34 protein-coding genes and 2 riboswitches are annotated in these 25,030 nt (G+C 49.4%); of the genes, 13 read left to right on the top strand and 21 right to left on the bottom strand.

All coding sequences use genetic code 11. From position 1 onward, the window contains the following. Positions 1 to 163 precede the first annotated feature (163 nt). Both DP119_RS02800 and DP119_RS02795 read left to right on the top strand, forming a co-directional pair. On the top strand, positions 164 to 796 hold the full coding sequence (locus DP119_RS02800; protein ID WP_112230628.1) for a YdhK family protein: 633 nt from the start codon (positions 164 to 166) through the stop codon (positions 794 to 796). 33 nt (positions 797 to 829) lie between these two features. Beyond that, positions 830 to 1,282: a DUF305 domain-containing protein gene (locus DP119_RS02795; RefSeq protein ID WP_112230626.1), complete on the top strand. Its 453-nt coding sequence runs from the start codon at positions 830 to 832 to the stop codon at positions 1,280 to 1,282. A 447-nt stretch (positions 1,283 to 1,729) separates the two neighbouring features. On the opposite strand, the gene DP119_RS02790 is transcribed toward DP119_RS02795, so the two are convergent. Then, complete coding sequence (locus DP119_RS02790; protein WP_146747850.1) at positions 1,730 to 2,029, bottom strand: hypothetical protein; 300 nt, start codon at positions 2,027 to 2,029, stop codon at positions 1,730 to 1,732. A gap of 418 nt (positions 2,030 to 2,447) precedes the next feature. Between DP119_RS02790 and DP119_RS02785 the strand changes: the two genes are divergently transcribed. After that, positions 2,448 to 2,663, top strand: coding sequence for a DUF6366 family protein (locus DP119_RS02785; protein ID WP_112230622.1), 216 nt, complete (start codon positions 2,448 to 2,450; stop codon positions 2,661 to 2,663). Positions 2,664 to 2,694: 31 nt separating this feature from the next. Continuing rightward, positions 2,695 to 3,195, top strand: coding sequence for a hypothetical protein (locus tag DP119_RS02780; protein WP_112230620.1), 501 nt, complete (start codon positions 2,695 to 2,697; stop codon positions 3,193 to 3,195). Between the two features lie 69 nt (positions 3,196 to 3,264). On the opposite strand, the gene DP119_RS02775 is transcribed toward DP119_RS02780, so the two are convergent. From DP119_RS02775 to DP119_RS02765, 3 genes are all read right to left on the bottom strand, one after another. Then, positions 3,265 to 3,456, bottom strand: coding sequence for a hypothetical protein (locus DP119_RS02775; protein ID WP_112230618.1), 192 nt, complete (start codon positions 3,454 to 3,456; stop codon positions 3,265 to 3,267). Positions 3,457 to 3,581: 125 nt separating this feature from the next. After that, on the bottom strand, positions 3,582 to 3,800 hold the full coding sequence (locus tag DP119_RS02770) for a hypothetical protein (protein ID WP_112230616.1): 219 nt from the start codon (positions 3,798 to 3,800) through the stop codon (positions 3,582 to 3,584). 63 nt (positions 3,801 to 3,863) lie between these two features. Next, positions 3,864 to 4,484 (bottom strand): YczE/YyaS/YitT family protein, encoded by a 621-nt coding sequence (locus DP119_RS02765; protein WP_112230614.1) that lies wholly within the window; start codon positions 4,482 to 4,484, stop codon positions 3,864 to 3,866. A gap of 96 nt (positions 4,485 to 4,580) precedes the next feature. Between DP119_RS02765 and DP119_RS02760 the strand changes: the two genes are divergently transcribed. The 6 genes from DP119_RS02760 (at position 4,581) to DP119_RS02735 (ending at position 8,509) form a co-directional block, all read left to right on the top strand. Then, positions 4,581 to 5,033 (top strand): MarR family winged helix-turn-helix transcriptional regulator, encoded by a 453-nt coding sequence (locus DP119_RS02760; RefSeq protein WP_112230611.1) that lies wholly within the window; start codon positions 4,581 to 4,583, stop codon positions 5,031 to 5,033. 22 nt (positions 5,034 to 5,055) lie between these two features. Then, the gene (gene paiA, locus DP119_RS02755; RefSeq protein WP_112230609.1) at positions 5,056 to 5,568 is read left to right on the top strand and encodes a spermidine/spermine N(1)-acetyltransferase; all 513 of its coding nucleotides are present in this window, start codon (positions 5,056 to 5,058) and stop codon (positions 5,566 to 5,568) included. 209 nt (positions 5,569 to 5,777) lie between these two features. Continuing rightward, entirely contained in the window at positions 5,778 to 6,392 is a 615-nt protein-coding gene (locus DP119_RS02750) for an FMN-binding negative transcriptional regulator (protein ID WP_112230607.1), read from the top strand. Between the two features lie 65 nt (positions 6,393 to 6,457). Beyond that, positions 6,458 to 6,553, top strand: a riboswitch (guanidine-I (ykkC/yxkD leader). 281 nt (positions 6,554 to 6,834) lie between these two features. Beyond that, positions 6,835 to 7,176: a DMT family transporter gene (locus tag DP119_RS02745; RefSeq protein ID WP_112230605.1), complete on the top strand. Its 342-nt coding sequence runs from the start codon at positions 6,835 to 6,837 to the stop codon at positions 7,174 to 7,176. After that, the gene (locus DP119_RS02740; RefSeq protein ID WP_112230604.1) at positions 7,176 to 7,490 is read left to right on the top strand and encodes a DMT family transporter; all 315 of its coding nucleotides are present in this window, start codon (positions 7,176 to 7,178) and stop codon (positions 7,488 to 7,490) included. The genes DP119_RS02745 and DP119_RS02740 overlap by 1 nt, the downstream gene beginning before the upstream one ends. Before the next feature lie 122 nt (positions 7,491 to 7,612). Next, positions 7,613 to 8,509: a 3-hydroxyacyl-CoA dehydrogenase gene (locus tag DP119_RS02735; RefSeq protein WP_112230602.1), complete on the top strand. Its 897-nt coding sequence runs from the start codon at positions 7,613 to 7,615 to the stop codon at positions 8,507 to 8,509. Between the two features lie 120 nt (positions 8,510 to 8,629). Here DP119_RS02735 and DP119_RS02730 read toward each other — a convergent pair whose 3' ends face one another. The 7 genes from DP119_RS02730 to DP119_RS02695 form a co-directional block, all read right to left on the bottom strand. Beyond that, the gene (locus DP119_RS02730; protein WP_112230600.1) at positions 8,630 to 8,968 is read right to left on the bottom strand and encodes a general stress protein; all 339 of its coding nucleotides are present in this window, start codon (positions 8,966 to 8,968) and stop codon (positions 8,630 to 8,632) included. A 141-nt stretch (positions 8,969 to 9,109) separates the two neighbouring features. Next, a complete protein-coding gene (locus tag DP119_RS02725) occupies positions 9,110 to 10,075 on the bottom strand; it encodes a carbohydrate kinase family protein (RefSeq protein WP_112230598.1) in 966 nt (321 codons plus the stop codon). Between the two features lie 25 nt (positions 10,076 to 10,100). Next, positions 10,101 to 11,576, bottom strand: a complete 1,476-nt coding sequence (locus tag DP119_RS02720) for a glycoside hydrolase family 32 protein (protein WP_112231915.1) — start codon at positions 11,574 to 11,576, stop codon at positions 10,101 to 10,103. A 637-nt stretch (positions 11,577 to 12,213) separates the two neighbouring features. Continuing rightward, on the bottom strand, positions 12,214 to 12,369 hold the full coding sequence (locus tag DP119_RS02710) for a DUF3953 domain-containing protein (protein ID WP_240616362.1): 156 nt from the start codon (positions 12,367 to 12,369) through the stop codon (positions 12,214 to 12,216). A gap of 310 nt (positions 12,370 to 12,679) precedes the next feature. Further along, a complete protein-coding gene (locus DP119_RS15920; RefSeq protein ID WP_205853827.1) occupies positions 12,680 to 13,447 on the bottom strand; it encodes a hypothetical protein in 768 nt (255 codons plus the stop codon). A gap of 183 nt (positions 13,448 to 13,630) precedes the next feature. Beyond that, a complete protein-coding gene (locus DP119_RS02700) occupies positions 13,631 to 14,116 on the bottom strand; it encodes a hypothetical protein (RefSeq protein WP_112230592.1) in 486 nt (161 codons plus the stop codon). A gap of 361 nt (positions 14,117 to 14,477) precedes the next feature. Then, on the bottom strand, positions 14,478 to 15,428 hold the full coding sequence (locus DP119_RS02695) for a ribose-phosphate diphosphokinase (RefSeq protein WP_112230591.1): 951 nt from the start codon (positions 15,426 to 15,428) through the stop codon (positions 14,478 to 14,480). A 309-nt stretch (positions 15,429 to 15,737) separates the two neighbouring features. Here DP119_RS02695 and DP119_RS02690 point away from each other — a divergent pair, with 309 nt between their 5' ends. Further along, positions 15,738 to 16,235 carry a hypothetical protein gene (locus DP119_RS02690; RefSeq protein ID WP_112230589.1) on the top strand — a complete coding sequence of 166 codons (498 nt, stop codon included), beginning with the start codon at positions 15,738 to 15,740 and terminating at the stop codon, positions 16,233 to 16,235. A 55-nt stretch (positions 16,236 to 16,290) separates the two neighbouring features. On the opposite strand, the gene DP119_RS02685 is transcribed toward DP119_RS02690, so the two are convergent. Continuing rightward, on the bottom strand, positions 16,291 to 16,638 hold the full coding sequence (locus tag DP119_RS02685) for a hypothetical protein (protein WP_112230587.1): 348 nt from the start codon (positions 16,636 to 16,638) through the stop codon (positions 16,291 to 16,293). Between the two features lie 30 nt (positions 16,639 to 16,668). After that, positions 16,669 to 17,154 (bottom strand): DUF4306 domain-containing protein, encoded by a 486-nt coding sequence (locus DP119_RS02680; RefSeq protein WP_167399173.1) that lies wholly within the window; start codon positions 17,152 to 17,154, stop codon positions 16,669 to 16,671. A gap of 373 nt (positions 17,155 to 17,527) precedes the next feature. Here DP119_RS02680 and DP119_RS02675 point away from each other — a divergent pair, with 373 nt between their 5' ends. Beyond that, positions 17,528 to 18,343, top strand: a complete 816-nt coding sequence (locus DP119_RS02675) for an STAS domain-containing protein (RefSeq protein WP_240616361.1) — start codon at positions 17,528 to 17,530, stop codon at positions 18,341 to 18,343. A gap of 256 nt (positions 18,344 to 18,599) precedes the next feature. Here the strand turns inward: DP119_RS02675 and DP119_RS02670 are convergent, their stop codons facing one another. Continuing rightward, the gene (locus DP119_RS02670) at positions 18,600 to 19,052 is read right to left on the bottom strand and encodes an SRPBCC family protein (RefSeq protein ID WP_112230581.1); all 453 of its coding nucleotides are present in this window, start codon (positions 19,050 to 19,052) and stop codon (positions 18,600 to 18,602) included. Positions 19,053 to 19,195: 143 nt separating this feature from the next. On the opposite strand from DP119_RS02670, the gene DP119_RS02665 reads away from it, so the two are divergent. After that, on the top strand, positions 19,196 to 19,948 hold the full coding sequence (locus tag DP119_RS02665) for a class I SAM-dependent methyltransferase (RefSeq protein ID WP_112230579.1): 753 nt from the start codon (positions 19,196 to 19,198) through the stop codon (positions 19,946 to 19,948). A 115-nt stretch (positions 19,949 to 20,063) separates the two neighbouring features. On the opposite strand, the gene thiW is transcribed toward DP119_RS02665, so the two are convergent. The 7 genes from thiW to DP119_RS02630 form a co-directional block, all read right to left on the bottom strand. Next, positions 20,064 to 20,552 (bottom strand): energy coupling factor transporter S component ThiW, encoded by a 489-nt coding sequence (thiW, locus tag DP119_RS02660; protein ID WP_112230578.1) that lies wholly within the window; start codon positions 20,550 to 20,552, stop codon positions 20,064 to 20,066. Next, complete coding sequence (gene thiE / locus DP119_RS02655; protein ID WP_338066435.1) at positions 20,549 to 21,196, bottom strand: thiamine phosphate synthase; 648 nt, start codon at positions 21,194 to 21,196, stop codon at positions 20,549 to 20,551. The genes thiW and thiE overlap by 4 nt, the downstream gene beginning before the upstream one ends. Next, on the bottom strand, positions 21,141 to 22,019 hold the full coding sequence (gene thiD, locus DP119_RS02650; RefSeq protein WP_112230575.1) for a bifunctional hydroxymethylpyrimidine kinase/phosphomethylpyrimidine kinase: 879 nt from the start codon (positions 22,017 to 22,019) through the stop codon (positions 21,141 to 21,143). The genes thiE and thiD overlap by 56 nt, the downstream gene beginning before the upstream one ends. Next, positions 22,009 to 22,770, bottom strand: coding sequence for a hydroxyethylthiazole kinase (thiM, locus tag DP119_RS02645; RefSeq protein WP_112230573.1), 762 nt, complete (start codon positions 22,768 to 22,770; stop codon positions 22,009 to 22,011). The genes thiD and thiM overlap by 11 nt, the downstream gene beginning before the upstream one ends. Then, complete coding sequence (gene tenA, locus DP119_RS02640) at positions 22,763 to 23,452, bottom strand: thiaminase II (RefSeq protein WP_112230571.1); 690 nt, start codon at positions 23,450 to 23,452, stop codon at positions 22,763 to 22,765. Before tenA ends, thiM begins: the two co-directional genes overlap by 8 nt. Before the next feature lie 89 nt (positions 23,453 to 23,541). Further along, positions 23,542 to 23,643, bottom strand: a riboswitch (TPP riboswitch). Positions 23,644 to 24,039: 396 nt separating this feature from the next. After that, entirely contained in the window at positions 24,040 to 24,732 is a 693-nt protein-coding gene (locus DP119_RS02635; RefSeq protein WP_112230569.1) for a DUF3169 family protein, read from the bottom strand. Further along, positions 24,729 to 24,935, bottom strand: coding sequence for a helix-turn-helix transcriptional regulator (locus DP119_RS02630; protein ID WP_112230567.1), 207 nt, complete (start codon positions 24,933 to 24,935; stop codon positions 24,729 to 24,731). Before DP119_RS02630 ends, DP119_RS02635 begins: the two co-directional genes overlap by 4 nt. Positions 24,936 to 25,030 lie beyond the last annotated feature (95 nt).

Raw genomic sequence — 25,030 nt, 5'->3', positions numbered from 1 at the left:
TTGAGACCCCGCAGGAAGCGCAGCGACCGAGGAGGCTCAAGCCATGCCCGCGGAAAGCGTCCGCCTGGAGCGATTTCATCACTTTCTCTAAGTGTATAGTTCAACTTGTATAGTATTCAATTTAATTCCAGGAAGCATACAACTAAGAAAAGAGGGGTAGAAAATGATTAAAGACAAGATGATGATGGGTGCGATGTCGATTGTGGCTGCTTTGGCGCTAGGTGCGTGCAACGCAGATCCTTCGCCTTCCGATGCACCGACGGATATGGACGAGCAGATGGATGAAAACATGGGAGAGAATTCCGATGAGATGAACGACCAAATGGACGAGAATATGGACGGCGATGACGGCCATATGATGGATCATTCCAGTTCCGGCGAAGTTCCGGACGATTTGCAGGAAGCACAAGATCCTACGTATGAAGTTGGAGAACAAGCCATTATCGAGACAGATCATATGAGCGGTATGCAAGGTGCTGAAGCAACCATCGCTGGCGCATATGATACGACCGTGTACGCGGTGAGCTATACGTCTGAGGGCAGTGGCGATCCTGTCGAAGACCATAAATGGGTTATCCACGAAGAATTAGAAGATGCACCTGAAGAACCTTATGCAGCCGGAGATGAAGTCGTGCTCGATGCCGACCACATGGAAGGCATGGACGGTGCTTCTGCAACCATCGATTCTGCCGAACAGACGACTGTTTACATGATTGATTTCACAACAACCGATACTGAAGAAGAAGTGACCAACCATAAATGGGTCACCGAAGATGAATTAGCGCCTGTGGAGTAACACACGACCAAAAAATCATAAAGGAGAGAGATGATGAACAATTATTTGAAATTCGGAATCATGATCGGGACATCCACATTTATTATGTATTGGCTGATGTATTTGAATGTCTTTGAATTTGCGCATGTCAGCTATAGTGAAACGCGGCTCTATATGGCTTTGATCATGGGCTCGGTGATGGCGATTGTCATGATGCTGTTCATGTGGCCGATGTACAAGAACAAGAAAGCGAATGCCGGAATCCTTGCCGGTAGCGCGCTGATTTTCGCCTTATCGCTTTATCTCGTGCGCAGCCAAGTGCTCATTGAAGACACAGGCTGGATGAAAGCGATGATCCCTCACCACTCGATCGCCATCTTGACGAGTGAACGCGCGAACATTTCCGACCCGCGCGTGAGACAGCTCGCGGATGAAATCATCGAAGCGCAGCGTAAGGAAATCGCGGAGATGGAACAATTGATCGAGGATTTGGAGAATGGAGAATAAACATAAAGAAAGGCTTGCCGGATGTCCGGCAAGCCTTTCTTTATGTTGTGGCTGGCGTTCCGCCTTCCAATACTGCCTAAGCCAAGACGCTTTCTTTGGATTGCTTGAGACTCACCGCCCGCAGCTGAAGCGATGACGGCTCATTGGGCGATGGCGAGTTCTGACGCCAGCCCGATAGCTGCGGGCGTCCCGATGATGAGCAAAGCTTCCCAGATTCCATTAGCACGATAACGGGAGCGGACGCCGCATCATCCACTAGGTTCCGATGCGGTGCTCAGAGGCTTGCTTCGCCCGCACCCTTTTGCCCCGTTCCACCACCCCGGAGCTCTCTAGGAAAAGGATGCGCCTGATCCTGTTCTCTTCAACGCACTGCCTGTTGATTTTCATTAGATGACGATGAAGTGATTAAAGCGGGACATAATAAATTTCTTCCCGTTTTACCAACATTCATTCGACAATTACCCTAGCAGCAAGAAAATAAGGAATTTCAGGACTCGTATTGAATGGAGCCACCTCCACGCGGTCTCCCACTTCCAATTCTTCGAATGTGTTAATGGCCCCGCTGAAAACTGTATGATCGGTAAGATGGATTTCTTCGGATGGCGGCTGCCTTGAGTCATCCGAGCTGACTTCCAATATAAAGCTCGCCTCTGCCTTTTCTGCTACCGTGCCTTGTAAACTTCCGCAGCCCGCCAATAACACCGATGAAATGATTAATAAGCCAATCAGCTTTTTGATCGTTCCCACTCCCATCCCCGAAACATTTTATACTGATCACCAATGCATGAACTGGTCATTTGAAGCCATCTATCGTTTTCTTGATCGCTTTGATGGCGAAATAGACGAACACAATGGCCAGAACAAGCATCGCGAGCATTGCAACTGGCCCCATGATTTTGCCCCCTTTGCTCTACTTCAATTAATATGGTTTATATGGAAAATATTGATAGATTCATCTTATCATATATAATCAGCACAGAACATAGCCGATCACCTGCAATTTTGCATAAAGGCCGGGTTGGCGGAGCCTGGACAAGGGAGTTAAGCAAAATCGTTTTGGGGTAAGGAGTTAATAGATAGAGCTTGTACAACTGCATTTCCTGATGATAGCGTATCAGTCGCTTCCTAAGTTCGTTCAGCACAATAGATAGAGGGAGGAATCAGTATGTCCGAAAACAATACACCCGAGGAACAGCGCGACCGCCTGCAGCTGAAAGACCAAAACGACCACGCAGGCAGCAATGTCAGCGATTCGGCCAACCGTGCGCAAAGCGGCATGCCCGATACGCGCGGCATGGGATTGAAAGAAATCGGCGGGGTCATTTTGCTGCTGGTGATCTTGGTGATTGCCTATGGTTTGTATCAGGTATTTTTCGGTTGAGGCGGCCGTTAAGCAGAAGGGATTGGGGAAGTTGAATAAGAAGATTTTGATCGTGGTGTTAAGCTTAATGGTGTTTGTTGCTTTAGCGAGTGGGACGCTTATTTTTTTGAAGAGCAACCCGCCGCTTGAAACGAATACATTGGCTTCGAATGAAAACCAGCATTCTGTCATTGTCGGGTTTGGCAATAAAGGATGGGGCGATATCCATTTGACGGAGGTGGCAGTCAATAATTACGAAGAGCCGATGGAAAACAAAATCCAGATGAGCAATGCGATGCAAGGGTTCATCATCACGGATGATTTCCGGTCTGATGAAGCACAGCCTTACCGCTTCACGGATATCGATGAGGCCACGATTAAAACCGGAACCTCTCCTACCGAGACACTGGAAAAGCAGAACGACGGCAGCGCTTCTGAAGACGATGAAATCTACGGGCTTAGTGTGATGCATGACGAGGAAATTCGTACCGTCCATATCCAGTACAGCTATTTCGGCGTTACCTTGTTTGAGGAAGTAGAGCTGGATTTTTGATTTGGATCTCAAAAGAACGACGCAGCTTTTCAATAAGTTGCGTCGTTTTGTTTATGGCAGTTATGATTTCTAATACTCTTTCTGTTCAATACGCCAAGCGATATACCGCACGATTTCACTGACGAAAAATGCACCGAGCACCCAAGGGACCAAACTATACCCTGCCCCGTCGGCAAAAATACCCGCTATCGCCAAAGCGATAATGGCGCCGATGAGGAATGACAGATGGTAAGCTTTGTTTTCATTGAAGTATTCCTTCATCCATCGCCATCTCCCTCACATAAACTGAATACATAAAAGCACCTCACCGAATGATCGTCCATCTTATCGGAGATTCCATGCTATGAGGTGCTGCTTAACAAGTTGTACATACACATCCGAAACGCTCATTCCGAGCTTTTGAATGACTTTCGCAGACTGAAGAGCACGAGTAGAATCAGTAATGCTGCGAAAGCGAGCGCCCACGGATTTCCTTCCCCGAACAATCCAGTAAGGATCACCTCAAAAGACGGTACGCCTAGCGCATACAAGAGCGGCAAGACAATCAGTGTCGCTGCGACACCTGATACAAACGTAAGAATAGCTGTTTTTCTGTTAACATCCAAAAAAACACCTCCTGGAACAACTTTACCATATAAATTAAAATTGACGAACTATTCCGAATGCAATTACTGGTGGCCGAATGGCTGTTTCGGAAGCAGCACCCGATCCAAAGTCTTCGCCGTAAACGGCATGATGGCATTCAAGATGAAGCCGGCAAAACACACCGTCAGGACGGTCCCGATCCCGATCGGGCCGCCAAAAGCCATTGCCAAGCCAAGGAATAAGAGATAAATCGCCGTTCTCGAAACGAACAGGTTGGTTTTAGCGAGCTCTTTAACGAGCAGGGTCAGGCGGTCAACCGGTATCGGCGCGAAATTCGTGTGGAGGTATATCGCCGTGCCGACCCCTACCGCAAACAGCCCCGCTGTAAAATACAATATCTGGCCCGTGATGCCCACTGGCGCAATGACTCCAACCAATGTATGGAGCCAGAAGTCGATGCCGATGCCCACGATGATGGCCGTTACGATCCCGAGAAGTTCCGGTTTTTGCCAGCCGAGCATGGCGTTTCCGGCAATCATGATGGCGGCGATGATGATTTCCCAGCTGCCGACCGTCAAGCCGATATTGAAGCTAAGCCCGACGAGCAAGGCGTCGAACGGCGATGTGCCGAGGTCCGACAGAATGGTCAGTGCAATACCAAGTGACAATAACAGCAGCCCCATGACGTAAAAGAAATATTTCATTTTTTGCTCCCCCTTCTTGCATTGGCCGATTGGTTCTTGTACACTCAATATAATTCATTATTGTTGCAAATGCAACATAATATAAGGAGTATTCCTATGGCAGAAATCCTGCGTGAACTCGGCATGATTGCCCGTGCCCTCGATTCCATCAGCAATATCGAATTCAAAGAACTGGAGCTGACGAAAGGGCAATATCTCTACCTCGTCCGTATCTGCGAAAATCCCGGTATCATCCAGGAGCAATTGCTCGACCTCATCAAAGTCGACCGCTCCACCGCGACGCGCGCGCTCCAGAAATTGGAGAGCAATGGCTTTATTGAAAAACGGAATGACCCGGACAACAAGAAAATCAAAAAGATCTACCCGACTGAAAAAGCACGCCAGGCCTACCCCTTCATCATCCGGGAAAACGAGCATTCCAATGCGGTCGCACTCGATGGCTTTACAGAGCAGGAAGCAGCAGAAATCGAGCGCTATTTGCGCCGCATCCGAGAGAACATCGAAGTCGATTTCGAATCGGTCAAAAAAGGCCATAAGCGCGATTATTAACGAATAAAAGGAGCGAATCTTCATGGCGACAATACGTAAATGCACAGCAGACGACCTACAACAACTGCAGGATATCAGCATCCTTACCTATAAGGAAACCTTCGACGAACACAATAGCGAAGAGAACATGAACGCTTATCTTGAAGCGGCCTATAATTTACCGAAGCTCGAGAAAGAACTTGCCACCCCTTCTTCCCATTTCTATTTCGCGATGGTCGACAATGAAGCGGCGGGTTATCTGAAAATCAATACAGACGAAGCGCAAACGGAACCGATGGGCGATCAGGCCCTCGAAGTGGAACGCATCTACATCAAGAAGAAATTCCAGAAAAACGGCACCGGGAAAGTACTGATGAACCAGGCGTTCGAGATGGCGGAACGACTCGGCAAAGAAAAAATCTGGCTCGGCGTCTGGGAGCATAACGATAACGCCCGCGCGTTCTACGAAAAGAAAGGCTTTGTCGAAACCGGCAGCCATTCATTCTTCATGGGGGACGACGAGCAGACGGATTTGATCTTGACGAAGACACTCTAATATAACCAATACTACTGTGTAGATTGCTATGAAGATACGAAGCAAAAGCGCGGAGACTCCCGCAGGAAAGCGAGACAGCCGAGACCCCGCAAGGCGCGAAGCGACTGAGGAGGCTCGGCGCTCGCCCGCAGGAAAGCGTAGCGGTTTTGTGTAGTATCTCTAAAAAAACATCTATACATGCACTATCAATATTTTAAAGGCGGTGCGTCATGTATATTCCAAAATACTATAAAGTGAACGACCCGGAAGAGATCCGCGAGTTTATCCAGGCGAATGCGTTCGGCACGCTCATCACGATGAGAAAAGGCCGGCCGATTGCGACCCATCTCCCCTTGCAGTTAAAGAAAGAAGGCGAGGATTATTACCTGACCGGCCATTTCGCTTATGGCAATCCGCAATGGCGTACGATCGAAGAGACGGATGAAGTGCTCGTCACGTTCCAAGGGCCGCATTCCTATGTCTCCTCTTCCTGGTACGAGCAACCAAACGTGCCGACCTGGAACTACCAATCAGCGCATGTATACGGCACGGGGCGCTTGTTGCCGGAAGATGAACTGCGCCAGGACTTGGTGACGCTATTGGAAACTTACGAGCAGCATCGCGACGAGCCGGTACTGTGGGATACTTTGCCAAAAGAGATGCTCGAGCAGGAAATCAAAGGCATCGTCGGGTTCAAGCTGAAAATCACCGAAATCCAAGCGGCCTATAAGTTGAGCCAGAACCGCACAGCGAAAGATTACCAGAACGTCATCGATGGATTGCGGAAAGAAGAACATCCCGCTTCACACGGAGTGGCGGACGCCATGGACAACAGGCGCCCTTAAGCATTCGACCCTTCTCGCTTGAAGTTCGGGCCCATTTCTTATATAAATAAGGTAATTGAATTACAAAAAAAGTTTTCTAGGGTTCCGCAGCATAGCTGGCCTGGTCCGAGAGAAAACACACAGCGCTTGCTGTGACACGGAGGGACAAAAGCCTGGGAGAAACTGTTTTTACAGTTCTCCCGGGCTTTTTATTTTGCTTAGTAGCTTTCTTCAACGACAAACATTCCGCAAAATAGCTGCGCTTTCCGGTGGGCTTGCGCCGAACTAACTCGGGCTTATCGCCCGAGTGGATTTCGGCACTTCGCTTTCCCACGGGAGTCTCCGCTATTTTGCTCCATTTCTTCAGCACATTAAAAATAATTAAGCTGAAATTTGGACTTTGTATAGGCTACTTTACACTCTAATGAAATTTAATTAATTCGTACGTACAGGAGGAATTCCAATGAATCTTCAATGGGGAAAAGTATTGATCGCGGCATTGTTCGAAGTGGCGTGGGTCGTGGGATTAAAGCATGCGGATTCGCTCGGCGATTGGCTGATTACCGTCGTTGCGATCGGCGTCAGCTTCACTTTGCTGATCGATGCCGGAAACAAATTGCCGGTCGGCACGGTGTATGCCGTGTTCGTTGGGCTCGGGACGGCCGGGACGGTCTTGTCCGAAATCCTGTTCTTCGGTGAACCCATCAACACCGCAAAACTGGTGCTGGTCGGGATTTTGCTGCTCGGCGTCATTGGATTGAAACTCGTGACACCGGATTCTGCACCTGAAAGGAGTGAAGCGTGATGGCTTGGATTTCGTTAATATTTGCGGGGATTTTTGAAATGGCCGGCGTGGCCATGATCAATAAATGGCATCACGACCGCAAATGGCAATCGCTCGCCATGCTCATCGGCGGTTTTGTCGCGAGCTTCTTGTTCTTGTCGTTTGCGATGGAAACACTTCCAATGGGTACGGCATACGCCATTTGGACAGGTATCGGGGCATCGGGGGGCGCGATTATCGGCATGATGTTCTACAACGAATCGAAAGACTGGCGGCGCATCCTGTTTATCGCGATGGTGCTTGGCTCTGCGGTCGGGCTGAAGCTCGTTTCTTAATTTATCAATGGCAAAACTCCTCCGCTTCCCCTACTATGGGAATTAGAGATTCTTTGGCAGAAACATCCTTTTCTGCCAATACACCAAGACTTTCATCATCTATTCAAAGGGAGTGGGATGGAATGGATTTCAAGAATGTCACGGTCGCAGGAAGCGGTGTGTTGGGGAGCCAAATCGCTTTTCAATCTGCGTATCACGGATTTGATGTCGCGGTATACGATATCACGGATGACGCTTTAACTCGTGCGAAAGAACGTTTCGAGGTGCTGAAGAAGCATTTCAAGAAAGACTTGAAAGCGACAGATGAACAATTGGACGCGGCATACGGCCGTTTGTCGTTCCATACCGATTTAGGCGAAGCAGTAGAGAATGCCGATTTGATGATCGAAGCGGTGCCTGAAGTGCTCGACATCAAAAAGGAATTTTATACGGACTTGGCGAAAGTCGCACCGGAACAGACCGTCTTTGCGACCAATACCTCGACGATGCTGCCGAGCACGTTCGCGGAATATACGGGACGCCCTGAGAAATTCCTGGCGCTCCATTTCGCCAACGACATCTGGCGCAGCAATACCGCAGAGGTTATGGGACATGGCGGCACGGACGAATCCGTCTTTAACGACGTCGTCGAATTTTCCAAAGCGATCGGCATGGTCGCGCTGCCACTCCATAAAGAACAGCCGGGCTATATTTTGAATACCTTGCTCGTGCCATTCCTCAATTCGGCGCAGTATTTGGTCGTCAACGGCATTTCGGACCCGCATACCGTCGACAAGACCTGGATGATCGCAACCGGTGCACCGCGAGGGCCTTTTGCAATCTTAGATGTGATCGGCATCAACACGCCGTATCACTTGTCTGTCGCCAAGGCGAACGCCGGCGACGCGGAAGCGGCGAAAGTTGCGGACTATCTGAAAACGGAATTCCTCGACAAAGGCCGCATGGGCATCCAGAACGGCAAAGGCTTCTATGATTACCCGAACCCGCGTTATATGGATCCGGATTTCTTGAAGGAATGACATAGCAAAACCCGCAACCCCATGTGCGATCCACACGTGGGGTTGCGGGTTTCTTCAGTTTCTGGCGGTTATGACCGATAAGCTTATGCCTAGAGGTGTCGTTTCCGCCACATGCAAACACTATTGGCCGTGAGCTTGCTGCTCGGCATATAGGACGATTCCTTCATTTTCAAGAATGTCATGGAATTCCTCGATTTCCGTTTCGGTTAGATTCAGTTTGTTTAATTCGTCGCGTACCGCGTCCTGTCCCGTGAATACCGATTTGAATTTGTCGGTAAGGGTTTCCGTTTCGTGCGTCTGCACTTCTTCCTGGGTTTCAATCGCATTTAGGATATCCGCATTTTCCGCTAAGACATGGATATTATTTTTGGCATACCCATGCGATTTCATCCCTTCCACTTTCGCTTCAAGTTCCTGTTCAGTATAAGCTACTTCAAACACATGGTTTGTCGATTTCATACTAACCAGCCTCCAGTGAATTGTCTTGCTCCATGTTTACCCGTTTATCGAAAAAGCTAAAACAAGAACCACCGTTAAAGTGGTTCTTGCAAGACGAAATATTGGGCAGTCAAATCAATACCCTACCCTTCCCTCAATGGTTTATTTCATCAATTCCAGCACCTCATCTTTCGTCGGCAGTGAAGAAATCGCCCCTTTTCCAGTCGTGGCCAGCGCCCCGCTGGCGTTCGCGAAAGCGAGAATCTCTCCGTGATGGTCTTTCAGCAACGTCTCCACATTGTCCTGTCCTGCCCCCAACTTCAATAATTGGTACAGGAAAGCGCCAGTGAAGGCATCGCCCGCCCCTGTGGTGTCTTCGACTTTCACCGAATATCCCGCGGACGTGAATTTTTCATTTTGTACATGAAGATCTGCGCCATTAGCGCCTTTTGTTAACACCACCGCCAATACATCGCCCGTGAACAAAGAGGCGATGGCGACCGACTCGTCCGCGATGCCGGTGATGAACTCCAGCTCGTCATCGGCGACTTTAAGGATGTGGGCTGTCGGGATGAATTCCTGGATGGTCTCGCGGCATTGCTTCGGATTGTCCCAAAGCGGCAGGCGTACATTGGGGTCGAAACTGATGAACGCGCCATTCGTCTTGGCGGCAATGATCGCTTTCACATGGGCTTTTTTCATCGGGCTGTCGACGAGATCGACCGAGCCGAAATGCAGCACATCGCCCGGCCCAAACCAGCCGGCGTTCACTTCGGAAGCTTCCAAAAGCAAATCCGCAGAAGGGTTCCGGTAAAACGAAAAGTCCCGTTCCCCGTCTTCGCGCAACGAAACAAACGCAAGCCCTGTATTCGCTTCTTTTGTTCGTGCAATCTTATCGGTCTTCACTCCTGCCTCGGCAAGCCGTTCCAATAGAAAATCGCCAAAGGCATCCTGCCCCACTTTGGTGATCAGTGAAGCCGTCCCGCCAAACTTCGCAACCGCCGCTGCCACATTGGCCGGCGCACCGCCAGGCACTCGCGTAAAAGAATCCACGTCCTTTAACGCGATGCCTTTTTGATGGGGAATAAAATCGATTAATATTTCGCCAATCGAGAACAGATTTCCCATTCAGCACCTCTCCTTCTTCCGACTTTCATTTATCAAAATCCCATTTCACCGCTTTAAACGCAGCATTACCGCCTGTTGCAAAGAACCGGATTTCCTGGCTCCGGGTATCCGGGAAAATCCGTGCGGTAAACACTTCTTCCCCGTCGTTCACGAAAATCTCCACCGAAGAGGAATCGACAAACAAATGAAATTTGTAGACATCGCCATCGATCCGGCATTTGCGTTCGGTGCCATGCTTGCTGCCGATCACTTTGCCCGACGACGTGCGGTCCATGACCACTTTTCCCTGTTCCGCATCGAATTTGATGACCGTTTTTTCTTCATTGCCCGCACGGAATTCGATGCCGTATTCCAGGGCGTCCCCTCGTTCAAACTCACAGACGAGTTCGTACGTGACTCCTGAGAATCCTTCAATCACTTTCGTTTCATCCCGAAGTTCGCCTTGTGCTTCGGTCTTGGTTTTACGGAGTGATTGAAGTTCCGGAATCGGCGCCTGGATGATTTTCCCGTCCCGAAGCGATAATTCCCGAAGGATGGTCAGGCAGTTCGCCCATCCGCTGCTATCGGTCGGATATTCGATTTCCGGCAAGCCCATCCAGGCCACCATCAGCCGCCTGCCACTCGGGTCTTTCATCGTATGCGGGGCGTAAAAATCAAACCCGCGGTCCAATTCGATAAAATCCCCGTGAGTCAGTTTGCGCCGCTCTAAATCAATTTTCTCGCCCAGCACATAACCGGCCTGGTAAATATTCTGGTAAAGATCCCCCTCTGGCTCCAGCCCTTGCGGCGAGAAGATCAAGATGCCCCGGTCATCCATTTCAAAATAATCCGGGCATTCCCACATAAACCCGAAATTGTCCAAGTTGGTGGCCAGTTCCCCTTCGAACTTCCATTCCAATAAGTCGGATGAACTCAATAAACAGACAGCCCCTGTTTCATCGGTTCGCTGCGCTCCGATGACCGCGTAATACCGGTCTTCCACTTTCCATAATTTCGGGTCGCGGAAATGCTCGGTATAGCCCTCCGGCACTTTATCGAGCACGGATTTCTTCGATTTGATGATATTCCCCTCGTCATCCATCTGCGCGATGCACAGGTAAGGATGCCTCACAAGATTCTCATCCCGCGTGTTGCCGGTGTACAGCAAATACAATTTTCCGTCATGCTCCACAGCACTTCCCGAATACGCGCCGTGGCTGTCAAAATACTCGTCCGGCTTGATGGCGATCCCGACATTCTCCCAGTTGACCAGGTCCGTCGATTTCGTATGGTACCAATACTTCAATCCATGGAAAGGCCCGAGCGGATGCCATTGGTAATACAAATGAAACTCACCGTGGTAAAAACAGAAGCCGTTCGGGTCATTGAGAAGCCCAGACACCGGTTGGATATGGAAGGTTTGCCGCCACGCGCAGCTATTGACCCTCAAAATCAAGTTTTCGATGTCTTCCTCGCTGACCTGGTCGAGCCGAATATAACTTTTCCCCCGTGGTAACTCCATCTTTGCCATCTTTCTCATTCCCCTTTATAAAAGCAGAATTTCGCCAATAATGAAAGCGCTTTCTTGAATAAATTGTATTATTTCCACAGGATATTATCAATGCAAGCAACTTGGATCATCATATATCCGATCGGATATTTGAAAGGAATGTGCCTGCCTTTAAGCGCTTCTGCCACGGCCTTGCAACGGTAACCACTGCACATACGTCGATGGAAGAATGGCCTTGAATTCATCCTTCCTTAGTAAAACCCGTGCTATCCAAGTTCTTGCTGAAATCGGCACAATCGAAAAAAGCGAATGTAACTTCCTGCCAAAAAGTCACTTTCACTTGGATTCTTTTATGCTTTTAACTAGCAAATTCGATAAAATAATCGAAAGAACAGCAATAACAGGAAGAATGATGATGCCGGATATCAATTGTGCCTGAGTGTTCAAAGGGATATGCGTATTTGCTATCCACGCAACAATCTTGAAAAGCAACAAGAAAACAAAAAGGCTTATTAAAAAATAAATGAATTTCTCCAAGAGAGTTTTCAAGGTAATCTCCTTTGAAATTTGCTGAATACAAGATGTATCCAATGCTTGAATTGAATGCGGTTTACCTATCAATGAGTTACATGCAGTTTTAAGTGAAATCTTAAGCGTTCACTATGAATCCCTGTGCCGAAACAAAGAAAATAAATATAGAAACAATGACAAACATGTAACCCCAAAACTCTTTTCTATCCTTTTGAATTTTTTCAAATCCAGCTACCAGCATAAAAATCCCCATTGTCAGCATGACGTAAGGCATTAACGTAAAATCCTCGATGAACAGTACATAAGCTGCAAAGACAATTACGATTACATTCAATATGATCCTAATTATTTTCAAAATGAAATTTTTCCTCCTCTAGATAAAAGTTTTATGTATGATTCAAAGCTTGGCTGTAATTTGATTGAACATAAGTTACAGCCTGCTTCAAGAGTCACTGGCGTATAAAAGGACTTGGATGTCGATTTTGGAACGCCAGAAATTCACATGCATCCGATTCAAGAGCTAAGATCTTCTTGAATGAATAAAGGCATCAGGCTCTCCGCTGGCCAAACGGTTACGGGGCAATTTATTGCAGCTTGAAATCGAGCCTGCTATGGCCGATAAGTTCTTCCCCATCTCGCCATAAGTATTGAACCGAATATTGTTTTCCAAGCTCTTGTTCGCTTACCTCGATCGTTATTGCAGTAAGGTCAGTCGCGATGGCTTCTTCGCTTGCTTCTTCTCCATCGACTATTTCGATCAACTGGACTTCGCTTGGATTTGGTTCCATCATTCCCCAGTCAACCACGATTCTATCCCCTGCTTCCGCATCGCCAGAGTGAACATCGGGCATATTATAGGCTCTCTTATCTTCACAATCGTTCCAGCAGACTTCTGAATAGCTATGGTCGAATATCTCGCCATTTGGGTCAGCGGAATCAAGTTTCGTGAGCGAAGGCATCTCGACATGTGTAAATCTGGGCAAATGCCCAGCCTTTTGCTCTGCTGGCTCTTCAATGACGATATTCCCTAGATATTGGGCTTCATTGGCTCGATCAATGAATTCCACTTCCAAAACATAATTCCCTTCGGTTTGCGGAAAGCGGAATTCACTTATATCGTCCAGTTCAAGCTTCGTTTCTTCTCCGTCTTTCCATAAAGCAGCCGTGATCGTCGGATCCGTCCAGATGTCCCCGCCGTTTTCTTCATTCTCCTTGAAATCCAAAGTGGCCGGCTGGTTTGGGGAAACTTTGACAGGCTCTTGCGATAAGCCGAGTTCTTCAATGTCCTCTATCTTTTCCGTTACTTCCCCAGTCGATGAACTCCAGCTGATGTTGGCTTCTGTCAGTGGCATGGGTTGGCCTCGCAAGCCATCATCTGCCAGCAAATATGCCCTTGGCACACCGACATCGTAATCTTCGGCAAAACAGCCTGCCAGTGCCGAGACCATCAGATTGCCAAAGCGAATTTCAAATGTTTTTTCATGTAGCGCCACCCCTTATAGGTTTTGAACAGACAGTTTTCAGTCCACGAACGATCATTTCGGCGTGAATTTCATGACCGCGTTGAACAGGTCGGAAGTGGTTTCCTGCAATCCCCGCTCCTCGCTCTTGAAGCTGTCCAATAAGGTATAGCCGAAGACGAGCCCGGCGATTGTCTGGGCGGTCGTGCTGCTGAAGAGGAGTAAGCTGATGCGGCTGTAGAATTCCGGATACGCCACATTTTCGAACGGCAGAAACGGCAGAAGAGACAAAACAAGCACGATAAAGGCAGGAATCCCGACGGCCAGGAACTTGCTCCAATCGAAGCCCTGGATCCGGTGCTGTTTTCGTTCGAGCATGAACTTCGGTGTGCGCAATAACAAGCCGATGACGACCGGGAAAATCGTGACATAAATCCAGTAAGGAATCGGATTGAAGGTCATGTCTGTTCTTTCGTCCAATACTTGCTGAAGCTGCAATCCCAAATACACTACGAGTACGATGGCGATGCTCCAGATGAAATAATAGAAAAATCGTTTCATTGTCCTTCCCTCCTTCTATTGATTGCTTTTTCTATATACCGTTTAATTTAAGATTGCGTTTCGTTTTGTTTCGAACTAGCAGAATGGAACAAGAAGAAAATATTGTTTCACATAAAATTAAAATGGATTTGAACAAGATACATTTCCATATTTTCACTCTAACATATTCAGTTTTTGCAGCGGTTCCTATTCATAAAGAAAACAGCGGATTTCCCTAAGGTTTATACGCTGTTTGACCTTTAACTCTTCAATTGCTGGACTTTCGAATCTGTAATTCCTTGTTCCGCACCAAACAAAAACGAACCCCAAATACGCGCCGTCTAGCTGACACGCATTTGGGGTTCGCTTCATTTCTCTATGATCATCCTTCAAACAAAGGGCTGACCGGCTTTTCGTTATGCACGTGCTCGATCGCTTCTGCGAGCAATGGCGCGACGGACAGGATGGTGATTTTCGGGATTTGCTTTTCCTCCGGCACGCGGATCGTGTTGGTGACGACGAGTTCCGTCAATGCGGAGTCCTGGATGCGCTGGACGGAATCGCCCGACAACACGGCATGCGTACAGCAAGCGTAGACCGCTTTTGCGCCATTTTCCACAAGCAGGTTCGCTGCATCGGAAACGGTCTTCGCAGTATCGACGATGTCGACGATGATGACGGCGTTCTTGCCTTTGATGTCCCCGACGATGTTCATGCTTTCGGTTTCATCCGGCATCTTGCGCTTGTCGATGAAGCCGATCGGCACATTGAGGCGATCCGCAAGCCTGCGCGCCCTGCTCAATCCGCCGTTATCCGGTGCCATGACGATGGCGTCTTCGAGCTTTTTGTTGATGAAATGCTCGGAGAGTTCGGTGATGCCGAGCAATTGGTCGACCGGGATATTGAAGAAGCCCTGCACTTGCGGCGCATGGAAATCCATCGTGATGACGTGGTCCACGCCCGCTTTCACCAGCATGTTCGCCACGAGCTTCGCCGTGATCGGTTCGCGTGAACTTGCTTTCCGGTCCTGTCGTGCGTATCCATAATATGGAATGACCGCTGTGATGGAGTCTGCCGATGCCCGTTTCAAGGCGTCGATCATGATCAATAGCTCCATGACGTGCTCATGGCCTGGCTGCGAAGTCGATTGCACGACGTAGACTTCTGCCCCGCGCACGCTTTCTTCGATATGGATTTGGATTTCCCCATCGCTAAAATGGGTGATGGAGTTTTTGCCCAGCTCACAGCCGAGTTGATCCGCGATCTCCTTAGCCAGTTCCTGGTTTGAATTCAACGAGAATAGCTTGAAGTTTTCTCTTAATTGATAAGCCACCGTTCAACTCCCCTTTCAGCAAATTATAAATTCCTGGATTGATAGCTGACTGTTTCCCATGAAAATTTCTGATCATGCGGCTTGTATCAGTTGGTTTCATGATAGCTGTTTCTTGGCGCAAATGCCACCGATGACGGAGAATCGCGCCCTTGTTTACCGGCTTAGTAGAAAATCTGCCACAAAATCGAGATAGGCAACCGCTCTATTCCCTTCAATATCGAAACCATTTCCCTGTTATCCCGTACAGTAAGGTAAGGCTTTTAAGATATTCACACAGAACTCAATCGAAACTGCCAAAAGGAGAATTGGATGCTATTTTCAAAATGGACTGTTTACCAAGTGGCCGCTTTGGCAGGCTTGATCGCCCTGGCTTTCCTGGCCGAATTCTATTCAGTCAATATCGGAAACGTGCTTACGTCGGGTGCCGTCAGCTCAATGCTGATCGTGCTGACCTTCATCTTGCTGAGCACGAGCTTGATCCATTTGTTTTTCATCTTCCACAGCAAAAAAAGCGGACGCTTCCTGTCGCCCCCCTTGTGGAACAAGATGAACGTGCTGTCGGGACTGTTGCTCGCGGTTTCTGTTGTTTTGTTCATTTCAGCTGCCGTCTTCACTCCTTTGAGCGGCTGGATCACGGATGCCCGCTGGATTCTATACGGGATTCTTTATTTCTTTTTATTCCTCTACAGCCTGTTTGTGCTTTCGGTGGTGCATAAAGTGAAACACGAAAGTGCGAAAGAAACGAAAATCGAAATCTCATTCGGTGCCACTTTCGTGAGCTTGTGCGTATTGCTGTTCCTTCTTTAATTCCACAAGAAAGCCTCCGGTTGAGACCATTTTTCGGCTCGAACCGGAGGCTATTTTATTTGCTGGAAGACAATGCTTTAAAGTCTTGTTCTTTTGGCATGATGCCGAGTTTGGCAATGAACATCCCCAGCAAGCAGACGAATGCGCTTAAGCTAGCCGCATTGGCCGTGCCTTGTGGCTGTTGAATGTATTGATTGAATACAAGCAGATTGACAATCAATGACAGGACAAATCCTGCAAGAGTCAATGTATATAGGTGATTTCCAAAAACCGCTCGTTTATTGCTTGTTGTATCCCATGGCACCGACTTCACGATGAACAGAGATTTTTTGATCTGCACAATCAATTCATATGCAAACCCTGCTATGAATAGGATCGGCATGATATTCACCAACCATTCCATTTGAACACCTCCGAATTGGATCATGAATCCTTAATCCGTCCGTTCGGCTGCCCGGCGCATCCATTTCTTATTGTTGCGGTACAGGATCAGGAGGAGCGTCAAGAGGCCTGAAAGCCCGAAGAAACCGGAGAACAAAGTGAGCCCGGCCGTCGGCGAGTTCAGCAGCATCGCACTCATCAAGAGCAAGCCCACCGCCATCAGCGACAAAAAGACGATATGCATGGTTTTCCGGTCCCTCAACAGCCAAGCCGATAGCTCGAAGACGATGAACAGGAACGATGCTGCCATCAACAACGGAAACAGCGGCTCGAATTTCGCCGCGTAGACGAAATGGTCGATTACCAAGATATCACTTGCCTCGTTCACTGGCCCGTTCAGCCAAGTGGAAAATACCGCTGAGTACTTCCATTCCCACGAGATGTCCCTCAGCTGCCCGCCTTCATACCAACTGGCGAGTGTTGCAAATACAAATACCAGTATTGCGCCGATCAGGTAAATGATGTGTTTGAATTTCATGCAATTCCCCTTTCGCTTTCTTCCTGTTACCTTCATTATGCTTATTGCTTTAACTATACTAATAAGACACCGGCATTTCTACATAATTATGGTAATTCCCATTCCGTAACTTTTGTCCTTTCGTAGCGTAATGATCAGCCGGCAACCCAGTACGAAGCAAATGACGGTAATGATTCAGCTTCCAGACTTTGCGCAAAATCCAACCGCCAGTCCCCTCAGTCTTCGTGCATATTTTTTTCAATTGCTTTAAGATGTATAGTATCGATCGTTTGAATTCGTGAAGTTCTTTTAGCGCATGATTTTCATTTGAGAAGACCATTCCATTGAAGGGAAGAAGAAAATGTTTAAAAACCTTGAATTGCAGGATTTTTTATTGGAAAGAACTAAGGGATTGACTGAACAATGGTATGAAACGCTCGATAAGGACGCGGGCGGCGTCTACGGGGATACAGAACCCCAGGCAATCGAGAAGCTGAAGCAGCAGAATTACGAGTTCCACGAGCTGTTCTGCTCGGCCCTCAGCAAGGAGATAAGCGATTGCATCGAGATCTTCAAAGAGTGGATCTTGCGCGTCGCCAATGACGAAGCGCATTTATCGACACCGTTCAACGCGGTCATCAAGGAATTCTTCCGCACACAAAAGCAGTATTTGGAGCTGATCGAGGAATTTGCGGTATTGCAGGAAGAGACCATTACGCATGCCCAGTTGAATGCATGGAATCAAGCCGTGGTCGACACGACGAATGCCATCATCCTTGAATTCATCGACCAGAACACGAAAGCGGCCGAACGCCGGCTGAATGCACAACAGGAAATGATCGTCGAAATGAGTGCACCCGTCATCCTGCTTTCCAAAGACAGCGGCTTGCTTCCGTTGATCGGCGAGATCAATACATACCGTGCTAAAATCATTTTTGAAAACGTCCTGCAGCAATGCCATGAGAAATCGATCGAGCGGCTGTTCATCGATCTTTCCGGCGTGCCCATCATCGATACGATGGTCGCCCACCAGATCTTCCAGCTGATCGAAGGCTTGAAAATCATCGGCGTTCGCACGGCACTTGCCGGCATCAGCCCGGAAATCGCCCAGACTGCGATCCAATTGGGCGTCAACTTCGGTGAGATCGATATCTACAATAAATTGGACCAGGCCTTGCGTCATCACCAATTGGAGTTTACGAATAACTAAGCTGCTCCCATAAGAATCAAGAAACCGTATTCTCCGAAGCTTATCGCTCGCTTTCCGGGGGCTCGCGCCCAAGCCTCCTCATTCGCTTCGCTGCTTGCGGGGTCTCGGTCGTCTCGCTGATCCACAGGAGTCGAGCGAACGCTTCTCCAAATACTTAGCTATCTCATTGATTTTTGACTGTCGAGTAAGAAGTTAGATTTGTCTAACGCTTTGAAAAATCCATCCGCGGCATATATGCGGATGGATTTTTTTATGCTTATCGGTTTTCTGCGATGCGCTTCAATTCAGCTGCGCGCGTCGACAGGAATTTCTCCATATGGCGTTCGAGAAATAATTTATCGGCGATTTTTCCGATGACGCCAAACGGTGCCCGGTAGACGAACCAGTCTTTCATCAGCGTGCCGCTTCCGCTTTCAGTGAATTCATGTGTGTGATGGAAGGAATGAAAAGCGCCTTTGACCATGGCGTCGCTGAATCGGTACGGCCGCTCCATCTCGGTGATTTTCGACGTGAGCTTTTGGCGGACGCCGAGATGCGTCGCTTTCCATGTCACCCAGTCGCCCAACTCCATCAGCCCGCTTGTCGTGCCGGCAATGGCGCGTTCGTTGGTTTTCGGGACGGTTTCTATATGCACTTCGATGCTCCGCGCCAAGTCGAATACGCGCTCAATCGGTGCTTCAATATACGTTTCATGGTAGATCATGGGCATGTGATTCCCTCATTCCTTACTTTGGCTATTTGTCTTTCTCCTTCATTACCCTTAACGTCCCCGCGTTATTCGCTGCTCCCTTATTCTACAGGAAGGAGATTCTTTCACTTCCCGAGAATGATTAAAGGACAGGGGGAGTTTAAGTGAACATAGACATTCTGAAACAAAACCGCACGAGCTGGAACACGGTCGCCGGCCATTTCAACGGTGTCGATGCGCTGCCTGGCTACGGGCCATTTACCCAAAGCGAGGAAGAATTGCGCTTATTTGATTCGATTGAAGGGAAAAATGTACTCGATATCGGCTGTGGCAGCGGCCATTCCTTGCTTTATATGAATGCGCAAGGCGCCAAAGATATTTGGGGCGTCGATTTGTCCGATAAGCAAATCGAACAGGCGACCGAATTGTTGGATGGCTTGGATGCACAGCTCTATTGCGCTGCGATGGAAGAAGATATCGGGTTGCCGGAAGCCTATTTCGATATCGTCTACTCGATTTATGCGATCGGCTGGACGGTGGATCTCGACCGGACGTTTGAGTTAATCTATTCGTACTTAAAGCCTGGCGGGTCGTTCGTTTTCAGTTGGGACCACCCGCTCTATGTCCATTTGAAAAGCGAAGATGGGCTTGTTTCACTGAATGGATCTTACCAGGATGAAGGCAGCGTGCATTATGCCAATTTTAAAGGCGAAAATGCGCCGATGACCATCCCGAAACGCAAGTTCAGCACGTATTTGAACGCATTGGTGAAAGCCGGTTTTTCGATCGAGCAAGTCGTCGAACCGGATGTTCCGCAAGACTTGAAGGCTGTGAAGGCGAAAGTGTCCGACCGTTATTACTCGCTTTACAAAGCGCAGAAATTCCCGACGAGCTTTATCATTAAAGTAAGGAAATAACTAAAGACCGTGTCTGCGCTTTTGCGTGAACACGGTCTTTTTCATAATCATAATGCCGATCTTCTGCCAGATATTTCGGCGGGCTACTAGTGTGCTATCGATAACTCCATACTTATCACGCCAATAATTTACTGCTTTTCGTTTTCTTCAAACGGTACACTAACACTACGCCAAGTACTGCACCGCTGATGCTCGATACGAGAAATGGCGGCATGAAGAACAAGGCACCGACTTCGGTTCCCATGAGAATGCGCGCATAAGGCACCGCGACGAGCGAGGCGATGATGCCGGTTCCAAGGATCTCACCCGCTGCCGCAAAACCGATCCGTCCGCTGTAGCGGTAAAAGACACCAGCAAGCAAGGCGCCGATCATGCCTCCCGGAAAAGCGAGCAGCGAGCCGGTCCCCGTTAAGACACGAACCGCACCTGTCAATAAGGCGATGACGACTGCAGGTCCTGGCCCGAAGACGACAGCTGCGATGACATTGATGGCATGCTGTACCGGATAGGCGCGGGCGATGCCGGCTGGGAACCAGACGAACGCAGATCCGGCGACGGCGAGTGCGACGAACATCGCCATGAGTACGAGTTTTTTCGTATTCATCCGACACGCCTCCCCGGAATCGATTGTTTAAACCGTTCGATTTGTTCCGCGACATCTTGTGCCCCTGCAATGGAGGAAATAACGGCGATGCCCGAAACACCTGCCCGCCAGACCATTTCGGCGTTGCCCGGTTCGATGCCGCCGATGCCAATGACCGGTACGTGCGGATATTGGGTTTTCACTTTAATGATTTCAGCAACACCCGCCGGCGGTTTCGCATCGCTTTTTGTGCGTGTGCCAAATACCGGTCCCATGCCGAGATACGTGGCGCCGCACGTCAGCGCTTCATTCGCTTCTTTGACTGAATGTACCGAAACGCCAAGAGCCATCGACGCGCCGATTTGTTTTCTCACTTGTCCGCAGTCCATATCGTCCTGGCCGATATGGATGCCGTCCGCTTCGATTGTGCAAGCCAGTTCGACATCGTCATTGATGAAGATCGGAACTCCGTATTCGCGGCATAGGCCCTTGCATTCTGCGGCGAACTCTACAAGCGCATCGCCCGTCAACGCCCCACGCCCTTTTTCGCGTAACTGGAAATGGGTGATGCCGCCTTGAAGCGCTTCTTCGAGCAGCGCAAGCGGCTCTTTAGTACCGGCGTTGGCCGTACCCATTAGAAAATAAATCGCTGGATTCCCGAACAAGATGAACCACTTCCTTTTCGATAGATTCTTTGTACGCCGCATGATGTGTCGGGCCGTGGCCGTGGCCGATGTGAAGCGGATGCGCGAGAGCTGCCTGGATGAATTCCTTGGCAGTGAACAGGGCTTCTTCCACCGGCTTGCCTTTGCCGAGTTCAGCTGTCAGCGCCGCTGAAAACGTACAGCCGGTCCCATGCGTCTGTTCCGTCTGGAGCCGTTCCGAGCGCAGCAAAATCGCTGTGCCTTGCTGATCCAGATAGAAGTCTTCCGCTATGTCAGGGTCGGTGCTATGGCCGCCTTTGATGATCACGGCTTCGGCACCGAGCGATAAAATCGCTTCCGCCGCCATTCTTCGAGATGCCTTGTCTATGATGTCTATCCCGCTCAACACTTCCGCTTCCGGGATGTTCGGCGTGATGATCGCAGCGAGCGGCACGAGCATCGTTTTGATGGCTTCCACTGCTTCCTGTTGCAATAAGGAAGCGCCGCCTTTTGCGATCATGACGGGATCGATGACGAGCTGTTCCCAACCGTAGCGCTTGATGCCTTGAGCTGTTTCTTCGATGATGCCGGCGTCAAACAGCATGCCGGTCTTGAGCGCGCGGATATCGAAGTCCGTCCCGATCGCATCGAGCTGTTCTTTCACTGCTTTTCGGTCCATGGGATAAATGCCGTGGACACCCAATGTGTTTTGGGCAGTCACCGCCGTTACTACTGAACAGCCGAATGCGCCGAGTTCCTGGAAGGTTTTCAAATCGGCCTGTATGCCTGCACCGCCGCCTGAATCGGATCCGGCGATCGTCAGTACTTGCGCTTTAGTTTCCATAAAGAACCGCCTCCTGTCGTTTGGATAGTTCGTCCAAAAAGGCCATCTGGAAAGTTCCTGGATTCAAGGCGATTTTCGAGGCACGGCTTCCTGCATTCGCATACATCTGCAAACCATAAGCAAGCGCATCTATCGGGGTAGATTCTTTGTCCGTCAAGAAGGCGGCAAGCACCGCACTGAGCAGGCAGCCCATCCCGGTGACCGACGCCATTAACGGATCTCCGCCTGTGATGTGACCGGTGCGTTCGCCGTCCGTCACTAAATCGCTAGTCCCAGTCACCGCGACCAAAATTTGATATTCATCAGCCACTTGCTTCGCGAGGGCTTCCAAGTCGCCTTGGCCTTCCCCGGCATCGACGCCGCGCGCTTGCCAGCCGGCTCCTGCAATCGCCGCGAGTTCGCCGGCGTTGCAGCGGAGCAACGTGATATCGAGTTCCGCGAGCAACCGCTTTACTGATTTCAGCCGGTAGCTCGTCGCCCCGGCACCTACCGGATCCAATACAATCGGGATGCCTGTTTCCATCGCCGCGCGTCCCGCGATGAGCATGCTTTCGAATGAACGCTCCGTGACCGTGCCGATATTGAGCGATAGGGCATCGGCGTGTCCCGTTAATTCCGCGACTTCCTGCCGTTCATCGCCCATGACCGGCGAGACGCCGAGCGCGAGGAGTCCGTTTGCCTGGAAATTCGAGACGACGTGGTTGGTGATGCAATGGATCAATGGTTTGCGTGCGCGCAACTCCCTAAGCATGGCGGGCACTCTCCTTTTGCGCCGGCAGCTCCCAAGTTTCCATCGTCCACGCCTGCTGCCAGAACTGCCATTCATAATAGCTGCTCCTTCTGAAGCGTGTCTTCAATTCCTCGCGGCGTTCTTCCGGCAAGCCTTCAGCCAACCGGTCCATGCGTGCGATTTGTTCATTGACCAGTTCCCCGAACCATTCGGAGCCGTATGTGCCGATCCATTTCTGGAATATCGGTTGTTCCGGCGTTGCGGTCTTTAAGCGTTCGCCGATTTCGTAGTAAAGCCAATAGCACGGAAGCAAGGCTGCGAGCACATCCGCCAAATCCCCTTCTGCCGAGCGGTACATATGCGAAACGTACGCATAGGCGTGCGGCGACGGTTCGAATAGTTGCCAATCTTCTTCAGTCACCCCAAGCAATTCCATAAACGATTCATGAAGCGCAAGTTCCGCGGCGCAGGTCTGTTCGGCATGATGCGCGAAAGACTGTGTGGTTTTAAGATCTTTGGCTTTCGTGGCACCGATCGCCTGCACTTTCGCGAAATGGGTCAGGTAATAGGCGTCTTGCATGACGTAAAATTTGAAGACATCAAGCGGCAAATCGCCTTTCGCGATGCCTTTCACAAACGGGTGTTCAAAACTTGCGTCCCATAAATCTGCGCATTCCAACCGGACTTCTTTACAAAATGTCATGTCGCTCTCTCCTTTTTTGGGCAAAATAAAACACCGCTTCCCAGGTAAGGAAGCGGCGATAAAGGTCAGCTTAAGAAATTGGAGAAAGGCTCACAATTCGCCCACTTCCCTACGCTGGTATGATCCAGATCAGGTTCAAAGGGTCCGGACTCTTGTCCGTCTCAGCCAACATGGCTCCCCTAGTGGAATAGCGATATTTTTTTATTGTCGGCAATAGAATACCATAGCTTACGGATGAATTCAAAACTTTTCGACATTGATGATTTTACCGCAGGAGTTTTTAGCGGGAGTTTTGGTCTTTAGTCTGGAAGGAGGTTCACCGTTTTTGTGTGATGGGGGTCCGCAGCCCGCTTGGGGTTGAGCTTTCGCAGTAAGCCAGGAAGGACGCCTGTCTTACTGCTTCGCTTCACCCTTGGGCGCGGGGCTGCTTTAAGATTTTGCTGAATTGGCCAGAGAAACTGTGAATGGGCTTGTGCATTTCATCCGCTTTGATTCGTTCGCTTAGCTGCAAATGCGAATGGGTGGAAGCCGCGAGTTCATTCGCTTGTTCATTAAAAACAGCCTGGCGTCTGGGCCAGGCTGTTGGGTCATTTATTGCGGATATGGATCAAATACTGCGTGTTGGCAATTGCCATGATGGCGGCGATGGTGAAGATACCGACCAATTGGGAGGTCCCGCTCATGACCGAATAGAATAGTAGCAGCAGGATCGCCCCGAATAATAAGGTATTCATGGAAAGGAAGCTTTTGTACAAGCCGCCGAGCATGACGTGTTTTTCCCCGTCGTCGGACATTGCCAGCAGTTTTTCTGCGTAGTCTTTATCACTGACTGATGGGAATCGGCGTTCGGGATACATTTTCTTCATGAGCCCTGGCATAATGAACGTCATGGCAACGCTGACAAGCATCGCAGCAATCGCGATGAGCGCAAGCCAGCCGGATTGGCCGGCAATAACGATTAAACTGAGTGCCGCCAAGCCCAAAATCATCCCCAGGTTGCCCGCCAAGGTTGCATCGCTATATTGCCGGTACATGCGCCCTTCCGCTAAATCCTCGTCTTCCCCGTACAGTTCGATGCCTGCACTCTTGCGGATTTTCAAGTAATAATAAACCGTCAGCAAAACGGATACGACACTTGCCGCGACAAGCACTAGCGTCACTGGGTAGGCGAGCGGCTGCAGATCCATTTGCCAGCTCCCCTCCATGGCGGCATGGGCTACTGTAAATCCAATGATTGCACCGATAAGCATGCGGATTGCTATTTTCATTCCATTCTTCATCGCAATTCCTCCTCGTCGAATTGAAAAATCTCTTCGATCGGCTCCCCGAACACTCTGGAAATCTTCATCGCAATCAGCAAAGACGGCATGAATTCCTCCCGTTCGATTAAACTGACCGTCTGTCTCGAGATATTGGCGCGCTTCGCCAGCTCCGTTTGGTTGATGCCGTGACGCGCCCGCAATTCCTTCAATCTCGTCTTCATAAGACTCACCTCTTTATACATCCATTGTAACGAATCAGTTTCATTTTGACTAATATAGTTGTCAAAATGAAACTGATAGTAGTCTTTTTTCGATT

Source organism: Planococcus maitriensis, from assembly GCF_003289925.1.
Classification (GTDB): Bacteria; Bacillota; Bacilli; order Bacillales_A; family Planococcaceae; genus Planococcus; species Planococcus maitriensis.
This window is presented reverse-complemented; position numbering and strand designations above follow the sequence as displayed.

Excerpts from the sequence above, each read along its gene's own strand:
- DP119_RS02800 (WP_112230628.1), top strand. The coding sequence starts at position 164 with ATGATTAAAGACAAGATGATGATGGGTGCGATGTCGATTGTGGCTGCT.
- DP119_RS02795 (WP_112230626.1), top strand. The coding sequence starts at position 830 with ATGAACAATTATTTGAAATTCGGAATCATGATCGGGACATCCACATTT.
- DP119_RS02785 (WP_112230622.1), top strand. The coding sequence starts at position 2,448 with ATGTCCGAAAACAATACACCCGAGGAACAGCGCGACCGCCTGCAGCTG.
- DP119_RS02775 (WP_112230618.1), bottom strand. The coding sequence starts at position 3,456 with ATGAAGGAATACTTCAATGAAAACAAAGCTTACCATCTGTCATTCCTC.
- DP119_RS02765 (WP_112230614.1), bottom strand. The coding sequence starts at position 4,484 with ATGAAATATTTCTTTTACGTCATGGGGCTGCTGTTATTGTCACTTGGT.
- DP119_RS02760 (WP_112230611.1), top strand. The coding sequence starts at position 4,581 with ATGGCAGAAATCCTGCGTGAACTCGGCATGATTGCCCGTGCCCTCGAT.
- paiA (WP_112230609.1), top strand. The coding sequence starts at position 5,056 with ATGGCGACAATACGTAAATGCACAGCAGACGACCTACAACAACTGCAG.
- DP119_RS02750 (WP_112230607.1), top strand. The coding sequence starts at position 5,778 with ATGTATATTCCAAAATACTATAAAGTGAACGACCCGGAAGAGATCCGC.
- DP119_RS02745 (WP_112230605.1), top strand. The coding sequence starts at position 6,835 with ATGAATCTTCAATGGGGAAAAGTATTGATCGCGGCATTGTTCGAAGTG.
- DP119_RS02740 (WP_112230604.1), top strand. The coding sequence starts at position 7,176 with ATGGCTTGGATTTCGTTAATATTTGCGGGGATTTTTGAAATGGCCGGC.
- DP119_RS02735 (WP_112230602.1), top strand. The coding sequence starts at position 7,613 with ATGGATTTCAAGAATGTCACGGTCGCAGGAAGCGGTGTGTTGGGGAGC.
- DP119_RS02730 (WP_112230600.1), bottom strand. The coding sequence starts at position 8,968 with ATGAAATCGACAAACCATGTGTTTGAAGTAGCTTATACTGAACAGGAA.
- DP119_RS02725 (WP_112230598.1), bottom strand. The coding sequence starts at position 10,075 with ATGGGAAATCTGTTCTCGATTGGCGAAATATTAATCGATTTTATTCCC.
- DP119_RS02720 (WP_112231915.1), bottom strand. The coding sequence starts at position 11,576 with ATGGAGTTACCACGGGGGAAAAGTTATATTCGGCTCGACCAGGTCAGC.
- DP119_RS02710 (WP_240616362.1), bottom strand. The coding sequence starts at position 12,369 with ATGCCTTACGTCATGCTGACAATGGGGATTTTTATGCTGGTAGCTGGA.
- DP119_RS15920 (WP_205853827.1), bottom strand. The coding sequence starts at position 13,447 with ATGCCACTGACAGAAGCCAACATCAGCTGGAGTTCATCGACTGGGGAA.
- DP119_RS02700 (WP_112230592.1), bottom strand. The coding sequence starts at position 14,116 with ATGAAACGATTTTTCTATTATTTCATCTGGAGCATCGCCATCGTACTC.
- DP119_RS02690 (WP_112230589.1), top strand. The coding sequence starts at position 15,738 with ATGCTATTTTCAAAATGGACTGTTTACCAAGTGGCCGCTTTGGCAGGC.
- DP119_RS02685 (WP_112230587.1), bottom strand. The coding sequence starts at position 16,638 with ATGGAATGGTTGGTGAATATCATGCCGATCCTATTCATAGCAGGGTTT.
- DP119_RS02680 (WP_167399173.1), bottom strand. The coding sequence starts at position 17,154 with ATGAAATTCAAACACATCATTTACCTGATCGGCGCAATACTGGTATTT.
- DP119_RS02670 (WP_112230581.1), bottom strand. The coding sequence starts at position 19,052 with ATGCCCATGATCTACCATGAAACGTATATTGAAGCACCGATTGAGCGC.
- thiW (WP_112230578.1), bottom strand. The coding sequence starts at position 20,552 with ATGAATACGAAAAAACTCGTACTCATGGCGATGTTCGTCGCACTCGCC.
- thiD (WP_112230575.1), bottom strand. The coding sequence starts at position 22,019 with ATGGAAACTAAAGCGCAAGTACTGACGATCGCCGGATCCGATTCAGGC.
- thiM (WP_112230573.1), bottom strand. The coding sequence starts at position 22,770 with ATGCTTAGGGAGTTGCGCGCACGCAAACCATTGATCCATTGCATCACC.
- tenA (WP_112230571.1), bottom strand. The coding sequence starts at position 23,452 with ATGACATTTTGTAAAGAAGTCCGGTTGGAATGCGCAGATTTATGGGAC.
- DP119_RS02635 (WP_112230569.1), bottom strand. The coding sequence starts at position 24,732 with ATGAAGAATGGAATGAAAATAGCAATCCGCATGCTTATCGGTGCAATC.
- DP119_RS02630 (WP_112230567.1), bottom strand. The coding sequence starts at position 24,935 with ATGAAGACGAGATTGAAGGAATTGCGGGCGCGTCACGGCATCAACCAA.